Raw genomic sequence first — 15,355 nt, 5'->3', positions numbered from 1 at the left:
ATATTCCAAAGCAACAGGAGACAACGCATGAACAGCCAACTTTCTTCTTTCACCCGCCGACTGGCCTTGTCGGCCGTGGGCGCAGCCGCGCTCGCATTGGCCGCCCCCGCCATGGCGCAGGCCAACAAGACGGTGGTGGGCGTGGCCATCCCCTCGGCCACGCACGGCTTCACCGGTGGCATCGTGTACTGGGCCAACCAGGCCAAGAAGGATCTGGAGAAGGCCCACCCCGGCCTGCAGGTGATCGTGAAGACGGCAGGCGGCGCGCCCGAGCAGGCCAACCAGCTGCAAGACTTGGTGACGGTGAACAAGATCAACGCGCTGGTCATCTTCCCGTTCGAATCGGCCGCGCTGACCAAGCCCGTGGCCCAGGTCAAGGCCAAGGGCGTGTACGTGACGGTGGTGGACCGGGGCCTGACCGACACCAGCGCGCAGGATGCGTACGTGGCGGGTGACAACACGGCATTCGGCAAGATCCCGGCCGAGTACATCGCCAAGGCGCTGGGCGGCAAGGGCAACGTGGTGGCCATGCGCGGCATTGCCACCACGCTCGACAACGAGCGCATGGACGCGTTCAACAGCGTGCTGAAGAACCACCCCGGCATCAAGCTGCTGGACGCCAAGTACGCCAACTGGAACCGCGACGACGCCTTCAAGGTGATGCAGGACTACCTCACCCGCTTCCCGCAGATCGACGCCGTGTGGGCCGCCGACGACGACATGGCCGTGGGCGTGCTCAAGGCCATCGAGCAGGCCAAGCGCAAGGACATCAAGCTGGTGTTTGGCGGCGCGGGTGCCAAGGGCATGATCAAGACGCTGATGGATGGCAGCAACCCGCTGATCCAGGCCAACGTGTCGTACAGCCCCAAGTTCATCTACGACTCGATCAAGCTCACGGCCGAGGCGCGCATCAAGGGCGAGAAGCTGCCCGCCAACACCATCATTCCGTCGGTGCTGATCACCAAGGAAACGGCGAAGGACTTTTACTTCCCCGATTCGCCGTTCTGATGGTGTTTTAAGTCAAATAGGCCTGTAGCGCCTATTCATCATGCGCTGGCAGCTATTAAAAATATAGCTGCCAGTCGCGATGCATCTGCAACCCCCGCCCCTTGGAGCCACCATGCCAAGACCCGTCACCCTTTTCACCGGCCAGTGGGCCGACCTGCCGTTGGCCCAACTCGCGCCCTTGGCCAAAAGCATGGGCTACGACGGCCTGGAACTGGCCTGCTGGGGCGACCATTTCAACGTGCAAAAGGCGTTGGCGTCGCCCCAGTACGTGAAGGACAAACACGCGCTGCTGGCCCAGCATGGCCTGCAGTGTTTTGCCATCGGCAACCACCTGGTAGGCCAGGCGGTGTGCGATTTGATCGACGAGCGCCACCAGTCCATCCTGCCGCCGTATGTGTGGGGTGATGGCGAGCCGGAGGGCGTGCGCCAGCGGGCCGCGGCCGAGCTGGCCGACACCGCGCGCGCTGCTGCCCAATTTGGCGTGAAGACGGTCACGGGTTTCACGGGGTCGTCGGTATGGCATTCGATCTACGCCTTCCCGCCCACCACGCAGGCGTATTGGGACAAGGGCTTTGCAGATTTTGCGAAGCGCTTCGGTCCCATCCTGGATGTGTTCGAGCAGCACGACATCAACTTCGCGCTGGAGGTGCACCCCACCGAGATCGCGTTCGACATCGCCTCGGCCGAGCGCGCGATTGCGGCGGTGGGAGGCAACAAACGCTTCGGCTTCAATTACGACCCGAGCCACCTGGCCTACCAGGGCGTGGACTACATCAAGTTCATCCGCCAGTTTGGCAATCGCATCTACAACGCCCACATGAAGGACGTGTGGTGGGGCAAGGGCGACGGCACGGTGGGCGTGTTCGGCGGGCACACCAGCTTTGGCGACGCGCGGCGGAACTGGGACTTTCGCAGCGTGGGGCGCGGGATGATCGATTTCGAATCCATCATCGTTGCGCTCAACGACACCGGCTACCAGGGCCCGCTCTCGGTGGAGTGGGAAGACAGCCGCATGGACCGCGTGCACGGCGCGACCGAGAGCGCGGCGTTCTGCAAGCGACTCGACTTCAAGCCCGCAGCGGGCGCATTCGACGCCGTTTTTGCGCGCGACAAGCAGGCCTAGCCGCTGCCCATTTCTAAAACCCATAACAACAACACACAGCGAGCAAAGGCGTTTCGTATGTCCAGTCCCCAAAAGCTCCGCTACGCCATGGTGGGCGGCGGCCACGGCGCCTTCATCGGCGCGGTGCACCGCAAGGCGATGTCGCTTGACGGCCAGTTCGAACTGGTGGCGGGTGCGCTGTCGTCATCGCCCGAGCGCGCCCGCGCCTCGGGCGCCGAACTGGGCCTGGCCGACGACCGCAACCACGGCAGCTGGCAGGACCTGCTGGCCGACGAGCTGCGCCGCCCCGCGCATGAGCGCATCGACCTGGTGAGCATCGTCACCCCCAACCATGTGCACCACCCGGTGGCGCTGGCGTTTGTGCAGGCGGGCTTTCATGTGGTGTGCGACAAGCCGCTGGTGCACACCCGCGCGCAGGCCGACGAGCTGGTGGCCGCCGTGAAGAAGGCGGGCACCGTGTTCGGCGTGACCTACAACTACACCGGCTACCCCATGGTGCGCGAGGCGCGGCACCTGGTGCAGAGCGGTGCGCTAGGCACACTCCGCAAGATCACCGTCGAATACAACCAGGGCTGGCTGGCCACGGCGGTGGAAGAGGGCGGCGCCAACAAACAGGCCGACTGGCGGCTGGACCCGGCGCGCAGCGGCAGCGCAGGCACGCTGGGCGACATCGGGTCACACGCCGAGAACCTGGCCGCCACCGTCACCGGCCAGCACCCCGCCTGGGTGTGCGCCGACCTCACCACCTTTGGCGCCGGGCGCAGGCTGGACGACGACGCCCAGCTGCTGCTGCGCTACGACAGCGGCGCGCGTGGCTTCATCGTGGCGTCGCAGGTGGCGGGGGGGCTGGAGAACGACCTGCGCCTGCAGGTGTCGGGCACGCTGGGCACCATCACCTGGCGGCAGGAAGAACCCAACCAGCTCATCCACTCCCCCGTGGACGGCCCGCGCCGCATCCTCACGCGCGGCTCACCCTGGCTCAGCCCGGCCGCGCTGCGCGCAGGGCGCATTCCGGCGGGCCACCCGGAGGCCTTCATCGAAGCGTTCGCCAACGTCTACCTGGGAGTGGCCGCCGACATCCGCGCACGGCAGGCAGGCACGGCGGCCGACCCACTGCACGCCGACTACCCGCGCGTGGAAGACGGCGCGCGCGGCGTGCGCTTCATCGAGCGGGTGGTCGCGTCTGCGGCCAGTGAGCAGAAGTGGACGGCGGCCGTCTGAGCCGCAGTAGTTGCCGGCCCCAAAAATCGCCGCGCGGTCGCGCGCGCTAGCTGCTCGCACGCCCCACTGAAGTTGGGGTTTCGTGCTGGGCGGCGCGCGCCGTTGAACACGGTGTGGGTTCGGCGCAGTCCTTTGCAAGCGCGCGGCTTGCGGGGGCATGCCATGTCGGCGTCTCGTCTGCAGCGCAGCCTGATCCTGACGCCTGGTGGGTCAAGGCCTTCGAGCGCATCAAAAGCAGCCTTCCGCAGAGGCGCGCAACAACGTCTGCGCGTCCGGTGCATGCAATGGCCTCCGATGAGGCAGCAGGCCAGTAGCCAACCGATTTTTGACCTAGCAAAAACCCTCAGAAGTCCTGATTTTTTAAATAGCAAATTCCTATTGAAGTCTGCGACTAATTGTTTGTTTTTGTTGCTGTTGTGTCACTAATACATACGCACTATGGCTATGCGGGATCACTTGCGCGATGCTTGCGCACCGTTTTTTGAAAACAGTCAGTAAATAAAATTTGGCAATAAGTCATTGATTTGTATGAAGAATCGATGCGAAAAATTTGGCATCGATCGCTACAAATCGGACGCTGCAGACGTTCGCGGCGTGGCGGTCAGAGGGGGCGAAACGCGCCTTTTGTTGGTGTCATTTTTTAATTGTTTACTTTCGTTACGTTTAGTAGTCTGCGCGCTCACTCTTTTTTCAACGCCTGAGGAAATCATGCGATCACTTTTCCCCGTCCTGCCTGCTCGGCGCACGCGCTGTTCTCCCGGTACCCGAGCGACGCAGGGTGGTTTTACCCTTGTGGAATTGGCCGTTGTGCTGGCGGTTATCGGCCTGATCATCGGCGCCGTGGCCATCGGCAAGGACGTGCAGCGCAACGCCGAGTACACCAAGATCAAGAACAAGTTCGTTGACCAGTGGGAGCAGGCGTACAACCAGTACTACCAGCGCACCGGCGTGGTGGTGGGTGACAGCCAGACCTCACCGCGCATCATGGTGAACGGAGCCGCGTATGTGGCTGGCGGCACCAACCCCACGTCGGGCGGAGACATGAGCGCTGCGGCGCTGCCTCCGCCAGTCTGTGCACATGCACCCGAAGCCGATGCAGTCATTCGTGACGCTGCAAATGCCTTTGTTGCGAACACCAATGATTTGCGCCAGTACATGACGCGGGCGGGCATCCGCATGCCCCCGGGGCGTGCAGAGGGGCAAGAGGACCTGTTTGTGTACACCGACACCAACGGTTCACCCCAGGAAATCCAGGTGTGCTTTCAGTGGAACCGACCGAGCAGCGCCGAAGGCGCGGGCAACGTGATGGTGATTGCTGGCCTCACCCCTGACCTGGCCCGCATGCTGGACCAGATGATCGACGGCAAGCCCGATGCGCAGGAAGGTCGCTTTCGTCTGAGAGGGGTGGCCAACGGAACGCCCAATGGACCCGGTGTTGAGTGGTCTGCCAACAACTCCTATGGCCGTGGCGCCGCTGCCACCACTGCCACCGGCGCTGGCAACACCCGCGACGAAGAACAGGTCATCACCCTGACCGCCATCTACAAGATGAACCAGTAATCAGGGCGTGGAAAACAACATCATGAACCAAGTATTCAAGAACCTGACCCGCCGCCCGCGCTCCGTGCGCCAGCAGGGTTTCACGCTGGTTGAGCTGGCCGTTGTGCTGGCGGTTATCGGCCTGATCATCGGTGCCGTGGCCATCGGCAAGGACGTGCAGCGCAACGCCGAGTACACCAAGATCAAGAACAAGTTCGTTGACCAGTGGGAGCAGGCGTACAACCAGTATTACCAGCGCGCTGGTGTGGTGCTGGGTGATAGCCAGACGGCGCCCCAGAACATGGTCAACGGTGAGCAATTTGTCGGGGGGGGCGCGCGGTCCGGCCGCAACATGACAACCGTCACGCCTCCTGGCGCCATCTGCGACAAGTCCCTTGGCCAGGGCATGACGGCCCGCGCTGGTGATCGCACCGATCTGCGTACGTTGATGACCCGCGTGGGTGTGCGCATGCCTCCGGGCCGTGCCGAAGGGCTGGAAGACCGCTACGTCTATCTCGACACCAACGGCAACCCCCAGGAAGTACAGGTGTGCTTCCAGTGGAATGTGCCTTTGTCGAGTGGCTCTGCTGCGAATGCGGTGGGCGACGGTGCAGGCAACGTGATGATCATCACGGGTCTGACGCCTGATCTGGCCCGCGCGCTGGATCAAATGATCGATGGCAAGCCCGATGAGCGCGAGGGGCGCTTCCGCCGCCTAGGTGTGCTGAACAACGCCGGTGGCACCACCCCCAATGCCCCTGGACAGGAATGGCAGGCTTCCAATCGCGACCAGTTCGGTACCAGCAATGACCGTGCCTTTGACGAGGACCAAATTGCCATCGTCACGGCCATCTATCGCATGAATCAGTGATGCGGCGCGAGCTTCTCACTCCTTGACTCTTTACGTAACTTATTCCCCTCGTCGGAGGTTTCAATGACAAAGATGCAATCGTTTCGCAGGTTGGGCCGCAAGGTCCAGCAGGGTTTCACGCTGGTAGAGCTGGCCATTGTGCTGGCCGTGATCGGCTTGATCATTGGTGCCGTGGCCATTGCCAAGGATGTGCAGCGCAACGCTGAATACCAGAAGGCCGTCAACAAATTTGCCTACCAGTGGAAGATGGCGTACGACCAGTACTACCAGCGCACGGGTGTGGTAGTGGGTGACTGCCAGCAAGCGCCGACCTACATGGTGGATGGCTCTGAAACCTCGATCAACAACGGGAGCGCCTGCACGCGAGCAGGCTCCATGGCCGTTCCAGGCATTCCCGCCAGCTTCACGGACCGTGGTCGCAAGATCTGCTCGGGCCAGGGCTATGCGGCGAACACGGTGGGCGCAGGCGACACCACACTGGCGTCGGTGAATCTGCGCGAGCTGATGACCCGCGCTGGCGTGCGCATGCCCCCTGGCCGGGGCGAAGGGCATGAAGACCGCTTCCTCTACATCGACTCCAACGGCAACCCGGCCGAACTGCAAGTGTGCTTCCAGTTCAATGATGCAGGCGTCGCAAGCGGCGCAGGCAATGTGATGGTGATTCGTGGCCTGACGCCTGACCTGGCGCGGTTCATGGACCAGGTGATTGACGGCAAGCCCGACTCCCGCGAAGGCCGGTTCCGCATCCAGGGCCGCCCCCAGCAGACCGCATCCACTGAAGCCAATGCGCCGGGCACCCAGTGGGAGGCCAACAACACGCAGGGCGTTGCTATCAACGTAGGTGGCAACAGCACTCAAATGAACACGAGCGATGCGCGCTCGCCGGTGGTCAATGCCGCAGGGAATGCGGGTGGCACAGCCGGGGGCCGCACGTTTGACGAAGACCAGGTCATCTTGCTGACCGCCCACTGGATCATGGAGCAGTAATTGAACGGCACCCGTACGCTCAAGCTGGCCTGCCTGGCGCTGGCCACTGCCCTGCTCGGCGGTGGAGCCTGGCTGGCGCAACGCGGTCTCAAGCAACTGGCTTGGGAGCGCCAGCAATTCGCTCAGTTGCAGCAGGGACTTGAAAGCGCCCGCAGCCTTGTGCCTGAAGTGCAGCGGCGCGAGCAACTGGTGCGTTCTATCAAAGACGTTTCGCAGCAGGTGGAGCGCATGGGCTTTGACCCTTCCCAATGGGGTGAACGCAGGCTGCGCCGGGCCGTAGCCCCGGCGACGCGGGTCGAGGCTGCCCAGTTTCTGGGTGAGCTGGGCCGCGGCGGTGCGGGGCAGATCTTCGTGGCCGATGTGTTCGACATCGCCACGGTGTCTCCCGAGGCCAGCCTGTTTCATCCGCCCATGCCTGGCGACATGGGGCTTCTGCTCGGTGTCACGGGCACGCTGCACTTCCAGACGGCGTCTGTCTCCCCATCGCCCAAGGTGACCCCATGAGTGCAGAACACGTGTATCGCATCGCCAGCTCCGGCTGGCTGCACTGCCACGGGCATCAGGTGGAAGAGGTTCCGGCCTGGCCCCGCCTGACGCACAGCGCGCTGGTCGTGTTGGACCTGGACGATGTCTATACCGACGTCTGGCGTTTTGAGGGCAAGACCGAATACGCTGCCGCCCTGGTGGAAAAACGGGTGCGCACGCAGGGCCTGGTCGAGGGAGCCGCCCACGTGGTGGTGCATCGCTTGGTCAAGCTGCCCGGTGGCTTTCAGGTTTTCTTCTCGGCCATATCACTGGATCTGTGGCAGCGCTGCACGCAGTGGGCCAAAGAGCAGGATGACCATTGCCTGGTAATGATGGCTGGGGGCCTGCTCTGCGATGGTGTGAGCTCTGGCAATGCGCGCGTGATGCTGACGCAGCGGCGGCTGATGTGCTTCGTGCAATCCGAAGAAGGCATGGTCTTCGGCTCCACCCAGGCACTGGGGTCTGGTCCTTCCGCCATGGCCAGCGCAGCCCAGGTACTGACCAGCAACCATGGTGCGTTGTTGACGCGGCTGGGGGCAGAAGCGGTGGAGTGGGGCACGCTGTGGTCCACCCAGCCGGCGGACGTGGACACCTGCGTGGCTGCTGTCCGCAATGTGGCGGGTGGATCGCCGGTGGTCATGCACGCGCAAGAGATGACTCTGGCCTCAGAGCGTGTACACACGGTTCTGCCACAGCTGGCGCGTCAGTCGGCAGGCCGTCACGCGCTGAACCCTAGCCTGGAGCGGGTGGCCTGGCGTGCAGAGCGCTGGGTGGCCCCCATCACGGTGGTGACGGCGCTCGTAGGTGTCGTGCTGGCCATTGCGGGTGTGCTCGTCGGTCAGCTGGCTGACCAGCAGCGCAGCGCAGGGCAGGGCCAGCGCGCTGAAATGGAGGCGCTGCAAAGTCGCATCCAGGCGGTGTCGTTGGTGGAGGCACCACAGAAGCTTTTGCCTGTGGCCGAGTTCTCTCGCACGCTGGACGAGGGCGCACGCCATGACCCGGTGGCGTTCATGGCCGTCTTGAAGGCGGCGTCCAACAAGGACATTCGTATCCAGCGCGTACGTCTGGAAACCACGGGTTCATTGGGCAGCGCCCAACCTCGCGGCCGAGCCTTCCGCGTGGACGGCGTGGTCGCGCCCGGAGCCTCGGCTTCGGTGACGCGTTGGGTGTCGCAGATGGCCGCTGCCGGCTGGACGCTCAAGGCCGTGGACCCCACCTACACGCTGCCCGGCGCCTTCTCGTATGAGTTGGTGGCCAGCGCAGCTGCTCCAGGAAATGTGAAACCATGAAATACGCGGCTTTACTTCTCAATGGGCTCGCCATTTTGCTGCTGGGTTGGGGGCTGTACGGCGTGTTCCAGCTCACCCAGGCACGCACCCCGTCGATGCGCCCGTTGACCATTGAATTGACGCCTTTGCCGGCTGCGCTGCGCACCGATCAGGCACGCGTGACCGAAGCCTTTGGCGCCATGGCCCGCATTCAGGCCCAGACGGCTACCGCTGGTACCGATCCTCAGCGGCTGATCGCGCTCCCGCTGCCAGGCAGCGACGTGGTGGGCAGTGTGCAGATGCCTCGCCGTTCCTTGTCATTGCACCTGGATGACCTGGCTTCCGAAAGGCAGTCGGTGGTGATTGACGGCCAGTTGGCCCGCCAGGGGGCTCGCCTGGAGGGGGGCGGGCGTGTGGTGCAGGTTCGCCCGAGCGAAGCAGTGGTCACCGAGCGCCTGGGGCGCCAGACGCTGACATTGCCTCAGGGCGACCTGCGGGTAGGCACGCTGCGGTGGCCCGATGGCTCCCTGGCGAGCGTCAATACCCAGGAGTTTCGTGCCGGCCTGCCGGGGGGCCAACCGGCCCCCATCAAGAGCCTGCCATGACCACGAAGACCCGCTTGAAGCAGGTGCGCAGCTTGGCTGCACGGTGCGATGAGCACGTTGCATTGCGTGCTCTTGCCGGCTTCTCCTCATGACTATTTCAAGAAATCACGCTAGTAGCGCCAAGGACAGCGACATGAACAATCCTCCGTTTTTCAAGCCTTTGGCGCTGGTATGTGCCGCTCTGGTGCTGGCTGGGTGCGCCAGCTCGTCGCCCCGCAGCGCCTCCAGCCTGCCCCCGCCAGACACCAAGGCGGCAGACCAGATGCGCGAGCATGCAGCGCAAGAGGCGCAGCGCCTGCTGGTACATCAGCAGATGCTGTTGGCCGAGATCAACAAGACCGCTGCTCCCCCGGTCATTGCGCCGATGGCTCCGGTGTTTGATCCGCTGGAGGGCAAGTTGATCAACGTGGCCATGTCCAGGGCCAGCATCAGCCAGATCCTGAGCGCCTTTGCTGACGCCGGGAATCTGAACCTGATCGTGGACCCCAACGTGCTGAAGGGTGGTCAGCTTGCCGACATGCACCTGCGCCAGGTGACCCTGCGCGAAGGTTTCAACGAGGTGCTGCGTACCTATGACGTGGCGGGGGAGTTCCGGGGCAACACCCTGCGGGTGAACTTGACCGAGGAAAAATTCTTCGCGCTGAACTTCCTGAACACGAAGACCAGTATCCAGATGGGCTCTGGCGGCAACGTGTTTGGCAGCAGCAATTCGGGCAGTGGGGGTGGAAGCGGCAGTGGTAGCAGTGGTGGAAGCGGTTCGGGTGCCCAGCAGGGTAGCCTGACCATGGCGGGTTCCGGCGGCGGCAGCACCGATCCGTACCAGGAAATAGAAACGGCCCTCAAGTCGGTGCTGGGTGATGCGAACCAAGACCGCTTGGCCCAGCAGCAAATGCAGCAACAGAACCTGAGCATGACGACGCCGGGCTCTACTCCACCGGCCTGGATCGGCGGGGTCAACCCGACGCGTCCGGCCCAATTGCCGCAGGCGCCCCTGGCCACGATGAATGAAGACAGTGGTTTCACACTGAACAAGATGACAGGTACGCTGTATGTGAAGGCTCGTCCTTCCAAAATGCGCGCCGTTGAGAAGATGCTGGCACAGGTGCACAAGGTGCTGGGCAAGCAGGTGTACGTGGAGGCGCAACTCATTGACGTCCAGCTGTCGGACAACTTCGAGTTTGGTGTGGACTGGACTTCCTTGCGCAGCCGTCTGGCTGCGGGATTTGGCTCATCGCCCATGCAGCTGGGCGGCAGTTCGGGCTCGTTGCCCAATGCTGGCACCGGCTACCCGTCGCGAGCCATCTCCATTCCCGCAGCGCTGATTGGCAGCGTGGCTGGGCCCGCGCTGGGCGTGTCGTACCAGGGTAGCAACTACGGCATCGTGATCAACGCGCTGCGTTCCTTTGGCAACCTGAAGGTGCTGTCCAACCCCAATGTGCAAGTGCGTAACGGCACGCCCGCATTGCTGTCGGTGGGCACCAGCTCTCGCTATGTCTCTCAGTCTGCATCCACGCAGACCGTGCCTGGCGGCGGAGCGTCCACCACCTCGTCGAGCGTGCAGACCGACACCGTGTTCTCCGGTGTCATGGTAGGCGTGCTCCCCATGGTGCGCGACGATGGCCGCATCGAACTGCTGCTCAACCCCATGCAGAGCGATGTGGACCCAGCCAGCCTGCAACTGGTGGCGGTGGGCGGGGACAACCTGGTCTCACTGCCCAAGGTGAGCTACAAGGGGCTGACCACCACCCTGAACGTGGGAGACGGTGACGTGGTGGTGGTGGGTGGTTTGATCGACCAGCGCAGTTCCAACAACGACCGTGGTGCGCCTGGTGTATCCGACGTGCCGCTGCTGGGCAAGTTGTTCGGCAATGAGAACAAGGTGCACGGCAGCCGTGAACTGGTGATCGTGTTGCGGGTGCGTGTGCTATGAGCCTCATTCACGATGCGCTGAAATCCATGGATGCGCCTCAAAATTCCCAGCCTGCCATGGCCAAGGCTCCCAAGGCGGCGGTGCGTGGCCGTCCTGCGTGGCTGGACGCCATGCTGGCTTTTGCCATCGTGTTGGGTGCGGGCATTCTGGGATGGTTTGTGTGGCAAACCCAGATGAAGCCGAAGGCGGACCCTCTGCCCATGGCTGCTGCACCGACTCCCGCTCCCGCGCCGGCCCCTGTGGTGGTAACGCCTGCCGTCACAGAGACTGCCGCGCCAGGAACTGCTTCTGCCATGCCATTGCCGGCCGCAACGGCCGTTGCCGCGGCCGTACCTGCACCTGCAACGGCTGCAGTACCTGCTGATGTGACGGCAACTGCCGGCGGTGCCCCTGCACCCGTGGCTGTGTCGACCCCCGCAGTGGCCGTCGTGGCTGCTGGCACGCCTTCGCCGTCGCCATCCATGGCACCCGTGGCCGCGCCCGCTCCAGTTGCAGCGGTTGCTATGGAGCCTGCCAGCCCGAAGTCGGTAGTCGTTGCGAGCCAGCGCAGTGACGCCGCCACGGCCGCGGCTCCCACCGCGATCCGCCCTGGCCAGACGCGGCAGGCGCGCAGCATGAGCCGCTCCAACGCCGCTGCTGCCTCCGCACCCGCGTCGGCGCCAGTGGTGGATGACACACCGGTGGAACTGCGCTTCGCCCGTTTCGTTGCTGCCATGAAAGAGTCTCGCGGGGCCGATGCTGAACGCGAGTTGGCCGCGCTGAAGGAGCGACTGCCTGCAGGATCGTTGGGGCTCTTGCGTGCGCAGGCCTGGTTTGACCTGCGTGCCGGGCGTGATGCGGCGGCGGCCGATGGCTACCGCGCCATTCTTGATCGCATGCCCGGGGATGAAGAGGCCTCCATCAATCTCGCCAGCATCCAGTCTCGCCAGCAAAAGCCGGAAGAAGCCCGCGCCACGCTGGATGCTTCCTTGCGTCTGCAGCCGGATTCCGCTGCGCTGCGAGCCGCCCTGGCACAGTTCACTCCCGCTGCCCGGCAATGACAGCCAGTTCCATCTATGCCACGCTGGGGTTGTCACGCAACCCGTTTCCGCCTACGCCGGACGCGGGTTCGTACTTCTTCACGCCGCGGCTGGAGGAGGACTTTGCGGAGATCGTGCACTGCATCGAAGCCCGCAAGGGTTTCGTCCTGCTGACCGGAGAGGTGGGGCTGGGTAAAAGCACGCTGGTGCGGCGTCTGCTGGATACGCTCAGTGGCAAGAACTGCCATTCGGCGCTCATCCTGAATACCTTTTTGCAAGACAGCGCTCTGCTGTCCGCCATACAAACGGATTTTGGCCTGCCTCCTTCGGATTCCGTGGAGCAGGGGCTGGCGCGACTGACCGAATTCTTGATCGCGGGGCACCAGGCGGGCGACATCAATCTGCTGGTGATTGACGATGCGCAGAACCTGAGCGTGGAATCGCTGGAGCTGGTGCGCTTGCTGTGCAACCTGGAAACCGGGCAGGAAAAGCTACTGCAAATCCTGTTGGTGGGGCAGCCCGAGCTGGAAGAAACCCTGGCGACGCCTGAGCTGCGCCAGCTCAAGAGCCGCATCATCAAACACGCTCGCCTGTCAGGCTTGCAAAAGGACGAGATCACCCGCTATTTCGATTTCCGCGTCAACGCGGCCGGAGCGGAAGGGCGCCTGTTCATAGAGCCTGATGCTGCAGACGTCTTGCACCGGGCCACACAAGGCAATCTCCGACGCATCCATCTGGTGCTGGATCGCTGCCTGTACGGGTTGGCCAGCACGCGGGCGTCGGTGGTCACGTCTGCGCTCGTCCAGCGGGCCGTAGCCGATTTGCCCGCTCTGGGGGAAGAGGCCACGGCGGTAGCCAGAGTGACTGGTGGCCATCGCGGTCGCAAGGCGTGGGTTCTGGCAGGCCTGTTGGCTGGAACCTCGGCCACGGTCGCGCTCGCCGGCTGGGGGTTGGTGTCCCAGCCAACGGAGCACCCCACGCCCGTGGCCGCAGAGGCGGCGGCAGTCCGCGCGCCAGAGCCTGCCCGCTCATCTGTGACCATCGAGCCTCCGGCATTGCCGCCGGGCGCGGGTTCCGTTGCTGCGACTGCGATGGAGCCGATCCCATTGAAGGGGACGCCGCCGTCTGGCCAGGCCTGCGAAAGCCAGCTGAAGGCTGCTGCAGCGGCCGATGAAGTGGTGCACATCTATCGCCTGCCCGAGGGCATGGCAGACAGCCTGAAGCCCACCGCCCGCCTGTGTCGCTTCAATGTGGACAAGGAGTCCTGGGTTGCGTGGCTGGGGCGTAACAACGCACGCCAGATCCAGGCCGCTGAGCAGGCCACGCGCAAGGTGCAAGGCAAGCTCAAGAGCATGGGCCTGTTGGACAAACGTGAGCCTGATGACGGCTTTTTTGGTTCGAAGACTGGAGAGGCGTTCGCCCGCTTTCAACAGCAGCAGGGCCTACCCCCGACGGGCAAGCCTGACGAACTGACTTTCTTACTTCTGGAGCATCAGGATGCATCCCCCCGCTGAATCATTGCTGGAGGCCTCGGGCCAGTTGCAGCCCACTGGCGCCACGGCGGAAGATCGCCTGGCGGTGCTGCGCGACAAGAGTCCTTCGTTGGGCGCTGCCTTGGTCAAAGCAGGCTTGGTGTCTGCAGTCGCCATCGACTACGTGCTGCAAAAGCAGAAAATCGAAAAGGTGCCCATGGGCAACCTGCTGGTGGAACTTGGCTTTGCGAGCGCCAACGAGGTGGCTCGCCAGCTCGCCGGCCAGCGCGGACTGCGCTTTGTCAATGCCGACGAAATGCCTGAGCCCGACACCGCAGTGGCGGGTATCTTCAACCGCTCGTTGTGCCTGACCTACGGCTTCTTGCCGGTGCGGGAAAACGACGAAGGCCTGATCGAGGTGGTGTTGGGTGACGCGCAGCCTGACACGGTGACGGAACTCGTGCAGCGCAAGCTGGGCAAAGGGTGCCATTTTTTCCAGGGCGAGTTCGACAGTGTTGCCCAGGCCATTCAGCAGCACTACTACTTTGCCGAGCATCCACCCGCACGCCTGATCGAGAGCGAAGTCCGCAAGCTCGAAGCCGACGTTGACCGTGCTTACAGCCCCGCGCGATTGCTGGAGCACATGCTTCACCTGGCCTTGCGCGAACGGGCGACCGACATCCACCTGGCCCCCACTGCGCGCAGCCGTTCCGTGCTGCTGCGTGTGGACGGCGTGTTGCGGCCGGTGTTTGCGCTCTCTCCCGCCCTTGACCGCTTGGTCGTGTTCGTCAAGCTGCAGGCCGATATGGATGCCAGCGAGCAGCGCTTGCCCCAGGACGGCAGTTTTACGGCCCAGGTGATGGAGTGCAACTTCACCATCCGCGTATCAACGCTGATCTCCGAGTTTGGTGAGCGCATGGTGATGCGCCTTCTGCCTGAGCGCAGCAACCTGGACAAGTTGGCGGATCTGGGCTTTCTCGAAGAGGATGTCGCGGTCATGGCCAAGGCGTTTTCGCGCCCGCACGGCCTCATCCTGATCACGGGCCCCACCGGCTCCGGCAAGAGCACTACGCTGCACGCTGCACTGCGCATGCAGCCTCTGATCGAGCGCAATGTGTTGACCGTGGAAGACCCGGTGGAGTACCGCGTTCCCGTCGCTTGTCAGACCGAAGTGAACCGCCGCGCCGGATACGAGTTTGCCAACGCGATGCGGCACTTTTTGCGGCATGACCCGGACATCATCCTGGTGGGTGAAATCCGCGACTCCGAGACCGCGCGCGCTGCGCTCGACGCATCGTCCACCGGCCATCTGGTGCTGTCCACATTGCACGTGGGCAGCATTTTCGGTGTCATGCCTCGCCTCAAGCTGCTGGGTGTGGACGCCGAGACGATTGCCGAGAACCTGGTTGCAGTCATCAACCAGCGGCTGGTGCGCCGCGTCTGCCCGCATTGCGCCAAACCGCGCCTTGCGACCGATGAAGAGCGCCGCTGGCTTGGGCAGGGCACCTCCGGTGAAATGGTGCAGGTGTTTCACGGCGTGGGCTGCCACCACTGCCGCGACACAGGGTATCTGGGGCGACTGCCTGTTTACGAAATGCTGATCGTCAACCGCGATCTGGCCGATGCCATCGCCTCGGACGCCACGCGTGCCGAAATGCGGCAACGTGCGCTGGCTGCGGGCATGCGTCCCATTCTGACTCTGGCGCGGCATCGGGTACTGGCGGGCGAGACCACCATGGACGAAATTCTCCGCACGGTGGGCGAGGACTGAGCCGCTCCGGCGGAAG

The 15,355-nt window shown here is 63.8% G+C and carries 13 protein-coding genes; all 13 read left to right on the top strand.

What is annotated here, in order from left to right; translation table 11 throughout:
• The first annotated feature begins 27 nt into the window (after positions 1 to 27).
• The 13 genes from ASD94_RS18015 to ASD94_RS17955 all read left to right on the top strand — a co-directional run bounded on the left by ASD94_RS18015 (position 28) and on the right by ASD94_RS17955 (position 15,339).
• The gene (locus tag ASD94_RS18015) at positions 28 to 1,008 is read left to right on the top strand and encodes a substrate-binding domain-containing protein (RefSeq protein WP_056645760.1); all 981 of its coding nucleotides are present in this window, start codon (positions 28 to 30) and stop codon (positions 1,006 to 1,008) included.
• Positions 1,009 to 1,120: 112 nt separating this feature from the next.
• Positions 1,121 to 2,131, top strand: a complete 1,011-nt coding sequence (locus ASD94_RS18010) for a sugar phosphate isomerase/epimerase (protein WP_056645759.1) — start codon at positions 1,121 to 1,123, stop codon at positions 2,129 to 2,131.
• Positions 2,132 to 2,188: 57 nt separating this feature from the next.
• On the top strand, positions 2,189 to 3,352 hold the full coding sequence (locus tag ASD94_RS18005; protein ID WP_056645756.1) for a Gfo/Idh/MocA family protein: 1,164 nt from the start codon (positions 2,189 to 2,191) through the stop codon (positions 3,350 to 3,352).
• 708 nt (positions 3,353 to 4,060) lie between these two features.
• The gene (locus tag ASD94_RS18000; protein ID WP_056645753.1) at positions 4,061 to 4,912 is read left to right on the top strand and encodes a type II secretion system protein; all 852 of its coding nucleotides are present in this window, start codon (positions 4,061 to 4,063) and stop codon (positions 4,910 to 4,912) included.
• Between the two features lie 22 nt (positions 4,913 to 4,934).
• Entirely contained in the window at positions 4,935 to 5,762 is an 828-nt protein-coding gene (locus tag ASD94_RS17995) for a type II secretion system protein (protein WP_056645990.1), read from the top strand.
• 63 nt (positions 5,763 to 5,825) lie between these two features.
• On the top strand, positions 5,826 to 6,749 hold the full coding sequence (locus ASD94_RS17990) for a type II secretion system protein (RefSeq protein WP_056645750.1): 924 nt from the start codon (positions 5,826 to 5,828) through the stop codon (positions 6,747 to 6,749).
• Positions 6,750 to 7,253 (top strand): hypothetical protein, encoded by a 504-nt coding sequence (locus ASD94_RS17985; protein ID WP_056645747.1) that lies wholly within the window; start codon positions 6,750 to 6,752, stop codon positions 7,251 to 7,253.
• Positions 7,250 to 8,563 (top strand): hypothetical protein, encoded by a 1,314-nt coding sequence (locus ASD94_RS17980; RefSeq protein WP_056645744.1) that lies wholly within the window; start codon positions 7,250 to 7,252, stop codon positions 8,561 to 8,563. The genes ASD94_RS17985 and ASD94_RS17980 overlap by 4 nt, the downstream gene beginning before the upstream one ends.
• Positions 8,560 to 9,147, top strand: coding sequence for a hypothetical protein (locus tag ASD94_RS17975; RefSeq protein ID WP_056645741.1), 588 nt, complete (start codon positions 8,560 to 8,562; stop codon positions 9,145 to 9,147). Before ASD94_RS17980 ends, ASD94_RS17975 begins: the two co-directional genes overlap by 4 nt.
• A gap of 133 nt (positions 9,148 to 9,280) precedes the next feature.
• The gene (gene mshL, locus ASD94_RS17970) at positions 9,281 to 11,077 is read left to right on the top strand and encodes a pilus (MSHA type) biogenesis protein MshL (RefSeq protein WP_056645739.1); all 1,797 of its coding nucleotides are present in this window, start codon (positions 9,281 to 9,283) and stop codon (positions 11,075 to 11,077) included.
• A complete protein-coding gene (locus ASD94_RS17965; protein ID WP_056645738.1) occupies positions 11,074 to 12,117 on the top strand; it encodes a M48 family metallopeptidase in 1,044 nt (347 codons plus the stop codon). The genes mshL and ASD94_RS17965 overlap by 4 nt, the downstream gene beginning before the upstream one ends.
• Positions 12,114 to 13,610: an ExeA family protein gene (locus ASD94_RS17960; RefSeq protein WP_056645737.1), complete on the top strand. Its 1,497-nt coding sequence runs from the start codon at positions 12,114 to 12,116 to the stop codon at positions 13,608 to 13,610. Before ASD94_RS17965 ends, ASD94_RS17960 begins: the two co-directional genes overlap by 4 nt.
• Positions 13,594 to 15,339, top strand: a complete 1,746-nt coding sequence (locus ASD94_RS17955; RefSeq protein WP_082576929.1) for a GspE/PulE family protein — start codon at positions 13,594 to 13,596, stop codon at positions 15,337 to 15,339. The genes ASD94_RS17960 and ASD94_RS17955 overlap by 17 nt, the downstream gene beginning before the upstream one ends.
• Positions 15,340 to 15,355 lie beyond the last annotated feature (16 nt).

Source organism: Acidovorax sp. Root70, assembly GCF_001428225.1.
Classification (GTDB): domain Bacteria; phylum Pseudomonadota; class Gammaproteobacteria; order Burkholderiales; family Burkholderiaceae_C; genus Acidovorax.
Note: the sequence above shows the minus strand (reverse complement) of the source record. Positions and strands in the feature narration are given on the sequence as shown.

Excerpts from the sequence above, each read along its gene's own strand:
- ASD94_RS18015 (WP_056645760.1), top strand. The coding sequence starts at position 28 with ATGAACAGCCAACTTTCTTCTTTCACCCGCCGACTGGCCTTGTCGGCC.
- ASD94_RS18010 (WP_056645759.1), top strand. The coding sequence starts at position 1,121 with ATGCCAAGACCCGTCACCCTTTTCACCGGCCAGTGGGCCGACCTGCCG.
- ASD94_RS18005 (WP_056645756.1), top strand. The coding sequence starts at position 2,189 with ATGTCCAGTCCCCAAAAGCTCCGCTACGCCATGGTGGGCGGCGGCCAC.
- ASD94_RS18000 (WP_056645753.1), top strand. The coding sequence starts at position 4,061 with ATGCGATCACTTTTCCCCGTCCTGCCTGCTCGGCGCACGCGCTGTTCT.
- ASD94_RS17995 (WP_056645990.1), top strand. The coding sequence starts at position 4,935 with ATGAACCAAGTATTCAAGAACCTGACCCGCCGCCCGCGCTCCGTGCGC.
- ASD94_RS17990 (WP_056645750.1), top strand. The coding sequence starts at position 5,826 with ATGACAAAGATGCAATCGTTTCGCAGGTTGGGCCGCAAGGTCCAGCAG.
- ASD94_RS17980 (WP_056645744.1), top strand. The coding sequence starts at position 7,250 with ATGAGTGCAGAACACGTGTATCGCATCGCCAGCTCCGGCTGGCTGCAC.
- ASD94_RS17975 (WP_056645741.1), top strand. The coding sequence starts at position 8,560 with ATGAAATACGCGGCTTTACTTCTCAATGGGCTCGCCATTTTGCTGCTG.
- mshL (WP_056645739.1), top strand. The coding sequence starts at position 9,281 with ATGAACAATCCTCCGTTTTTCAAGCCTTTGGCGCTGGTATGTGCCGCT.
- ASD94_RS17965 (WP_056645738.1), top strand. The coding sequence starts at position 11,074 with ATGAGCCTCATTCACGATGCGCTGAAATCCATGGATGCGCCTCAAAAT.
- ASD94_RS17960 (WP_056645737.1), top strand. The coding sequence starts at position 12,114 with ATGACAGCCAGTTCCATCTATGCCACGCTGGGGTTGTCACGCAACCCG.
- ASD94_RS17955 (WP_082576929.1), top strand. The coding sequence starts at position 13,594 with ATGCATCCCCCCGCTGAATCATTGCTGGAGGCCTCGGGCCAGTTGCAG.